The sequence below is a fragment of the Cellulomonas sp. IC4_254 genome, from assembly GCF_011603975.1.
Taxonomy (GTDB): domain Bacteria; phylum Actinomycetota; class Actinomycetes; order Actinomycetales; family Cellulomonadaceae; genus Cellulomonas.
Genome location: NZ_JAANNB010000285.1, coordinates 1 through 3,295, shown reverse-complemented (window position 1 = coordinate 3,295; position 3,295 = coordinate 1). Strand labels below are relative to the sequence as shown.

Below are 3,295 nucleotides of genomic sequence, written 5' to 3'. Positions count from 1 at the left end.
CCTCGCATGGTGATGTTCCTGGTCAAGCGCGTCGCCGCCACGGTCGGCGTCCTGCTCGCGCTCACCATGGCGCTGTTCGGCCTGCAGGAGGTCAGCGGCGTCGACCCCGCCAAGGCGTACGTCGGCGCCAACGCCTCCGCCGACGCGGTGGCCGCCGCCCGCGAGCGCCTCGGCCTCGACGAGCCCCTGGTGCAGCGCTACCTCACGTACCTGGGGGGCCTGCTGCACGGGGACCTGCAGAACTCGCTGCGCAGCCGCACCCCGGTCGCGGACAACCTGGCGCAGGTGCTGCCGGCCAGCCTCGAGCTCGCCGCGTGGGTGCTGGGCATCGCCCTGGTGCTCGGGGTGGCGTTCGCCGCGCTCACCACGCTGCGCTGGCGCGGGGCCGGGGTCGTGCGGGTCGTCCTGCTCAGCGGCGCCGCGGCACCGACCTTCCTGCTCGGCATGGTCGCCCTGCTCGTGTTCTACGGGAACCTCGGCTGGCTGCCGTCCGGCGGCCGCACCGGCCTGCGGGACGCCCCCGCCGGGCCGACCGGGTTCCTCGTGCTCGACGGGCTGCTGGCCGGCCGGTTCGACGTCGCCGGCGACGCGGTCGTGCACCTGGCGCTGCCCGCGCTGTGCGCCGCCATCTCCCCCGCCGTCGCCATCGGCCGGGTGCTGGTCGACGGGCTCAAGGCCAACATGGCCGCCGACCACGCCCGCACCGCCCGGGCCGCCGGCATGGGCGAGCGGCAGATCCTCGTCCGGCACGCCGTCCGGAACTCGCTCGGCCCGACGCTGTCGATGGTCGGCATCCAGGCGGGCATGCTCCTGGCCGGCCTGGTGGTCGTCGAGAAGATCTTCGACTGGCCCGGCGTCGGCTCCTACCTCGACAAGTCCGTCGCGGCCTCCGACTTCCCCGCCATCGCGGGCGTCGCCCTGCTGCTCGGCGTCGTCTACGTCCTGCTCAACACCGTCGTCGACGTGCTCCAGGCCGCCGCCGACCGCCGCATCGCCCTCGCCTGACCCGCCGAGCTCGGCACTCCCGTGCCGAACGCGGCACCCCCAGCTGCCGAACTCGGCACCGAACTGCCGAAGTCGGCCCCCGCACCACCCTCGGAAAGGTTCCACCATGAACGTCACCGGCAACGCCGTGCTCATCGTCGTCGACATCCAGGGCGGCGACGTCGAGCGCGCCGAGTCCCGTACCGAGATCCCGTACATGCCCGGCCGCACGGAGCGGGCGCCGCGGGTCCGGCAGATGATCGCCACCTGCCGCGAGCAGGGCATCCCGGTCGTGTGGATCCAGGAGGTGCACAAGCCGTCGCTCATCGACATCGGCCGCGAGCTGGACGGCGCCGAGGGCCCGCACTGCGTCGAGGGCTGGCCGGAGACCGAGCTCGCGCAGGGCCTGGACCCGCGGCCCGACGAGTTCCTCATCCGCAAGCGCCGCTACTCCGCGTTCTTCGGCACCGAGCTGGAGATCGTGCTCAAGGCGTACCGGGCCGACACCGTCATCCTCATCGGCGGCCTCACCGACGTGTGCATCCACTACACGGCGGTCGACGCGCACCAGCACGACTACCGGGTCCGGGTCGTCACCGACGCGGTCGGCGGCTCGTCCCAGGAGGCGCACGACGCCGCGCTGCGCGCCATCGACTACCTGCAGCGCGACGCGCTGGTCACCGCCGAGGAGGTCCAGGAGTGGCTCGCCACCGCCACCCCGAACCCCGAGGTGCAGCGCGCGCTCGCCACCACCGCCCAGGCCGTCTGAGGGAGGACGCGATGACCAGCATCTCCACCGCCTCGCCGCTGGGGGCCCGCGACCACGCGCGCGCCCAGGGCGGCACGGTCGTCGACACGATGCCGACCGTGCCGGCCGCCGACGCCCCGGACTGGCCCGCCGAGGTCGCGCCGGAGGACCGGCTGCACGCCGAGACGGTCGCCGGCGGGAACTACACGACCGTGGTCCTCGCCCGCGGCACGGTGCTCGAGCTGACCGACCTGGAGGGCGACGCGTGCGCCCACCTCGTGCTCACCAACGCGGCGCAGGTCGACGAGCGGCTCAACGTGGCCGACACCGTCAAGATCCAGTGGCAGGCGTACCTCGGTGCGGGCTCCATGCTGCTGTCCGACCGCGGCCGGGTGCTCGCGACCGTCGTCGAGGACACCTCCGGGCGGCACGACACGTTCGCCGGGACGTCGTCGCGGGCCGCCAACGAGGCCCGGTACGGCGACGGGTCCCCGCAGGGCGGCACGCCCGCCGGGCGGGAGCTGCTGCTGCTCGCCGCGCTGAAGAACGGGCTCGACGCGCGCGACGTGCCGCCGAGCCTGTCGTTCTTCCAGGGCGTGCGCATCGCCGACGACGGGACCACCGAGTTCACCGGGTCGGCCGGCGCGGGCGCGCGGGTCCGGCTGCGGCTCGAGCTGCCGTGCGTCGTCCTGCTCGCGAACGTGCCGCACCCGGTCGACCCGCGCGCGGAGTACGTCTCGACGCCGCTGCGGGTGCGCGCGTGGCGCGGGGCGCCCGCGGGGCTCGACGCGCCCGAGGCGACCGTCGGCCCGGAGGCGGCGCGCGCCTTCGCCAACACCATCGACTACGCCCGTGCGAGGGGACTGTGACCATGACCGCTGCACCCACCTCCCCGGCCCCCTCGACGGACGCCGTCCCGCCGCGCCTGGCCGGCGCCGCCGTCGTGCTCGACGAGGTCGTCCCCCGCCGGTCCGCCTGGTCGACCGTCGTGCGCGCCGGTCAGGAGCTGACGATCGTCGACCTGGAGGGCAACCAGGCCGTCGACTGCCTGCTCTACGACGCGCACGACACGTCCGTCCGGTACTCCGCGTCCGACACGATCGGCGCGCAGCGCAACGTGTACCTGGTGCAGGGGTCCGTGCTGCGCGCGGGCACCGGCGACGCGCTCATGACCCTGGTGCACGACGAGGTCGGCCGGCACGACACCATCGGCGGGGCGTGCTCCAAGGAGTCGAACTCCCTGCGGTACGGCCACCACACCGTGCTCCAGCACGCCTGCGTGGAGAACTTCCTCGCCGAGGGCGCCCGCCGGGGGCTCGGCAAGCGCGACCTGGTGTCGAACATCAACTGGTACATGAACGTGCCGGTCGAGGCGGACGGCGCGCTGGGCATCGTCGACGGCATCTCCTCCCCCGGGCTGTCGCTCACGCTGCGCGCCGAGCGGGACGTGCTGGTCCTGGTGTCGAACTGCCCGCAGATCAACAACCCGTGCAACGGGTTCGACCCGACGCCGGTGCGGATGATCGTGACGGAGGGAGCGGCGTGAGCGTGGGGGTCGGGGTC

At 74.1% G+C, this 3,295-nt stretch carries 4 protein-coding genes; all 4 read left to right on the top strand.

Annotation, left to right across the window (positions count from 1 at the left end; translation table 11 throughout):
• Positions 1–1,005 (top strand): ABC transporter permease (locus G6556_RS17865; protein ID WP_346774988.1); only part of this gene is annotated, 1,005 nt, incomplete at its 5' end.
• A 106-nt stretch (positions 1,006–1,111) separates the two neighbouring features.
• Positions 1,112–1,753, top strand: coding sequence for an isochorismatase family cysteine hydrolase (locus G6556_RS17860; RefSeq protein WP_166944357.1), 642 nt, complete (start codon positions 1,112–1,114; stop codon positions 1,751–1,753).
• Between the two features lie 11 nt (positions 1,754–1,764).
• Complete coding sequence (locus G6556_RS17855) at positions 1,765–2,601, top strand: urea amidolyase associated protein UAAP1 (protein ID WP_205693711.1); 837 nt, start codon at positions 1,765–1,767, stop codon at positions 2,599–2,601.
• 2 nt (positions 2,602–2,603) lie between these two features.
• A complete protein-coding gene (locus G6556_RS17850; protein ID WP_166944356.1) occupies positions 2,604–3,278 on the top strand; it encodes an urea amidolyase associated protein UAAP2 in 675 nt (224 codons plus the stop codon).
• Positions 3,279–3,295: the final 17 nt, after the last annotated feature.

What these genes read in the sequence shown, in the direction of transcription:
- G6556_RS17855 (WP_205693711.1), top strand. Translation starts at nt 1,765, where the DNA reads ATGACCAGCATCTCCACCGCCTCGCCGCTGGGGGCCCGCGACCACGCG.
- G6556_RS17850 (WP_166944356.1), top strand. Translation starts at nt 2,604, where the DNA reads ATGACCGCTGCACCCACCTCCCCGGCCCCCTCGACGGACGCCGTCCCG.
- G6556_RS17860 (WP_166944357.1), top strand. Translation starts at nt 1,112, where the DNA reads ATGAACGTCACCGGCAACGCCGTGCTCATCGTCGTCGACATCCAGGGC.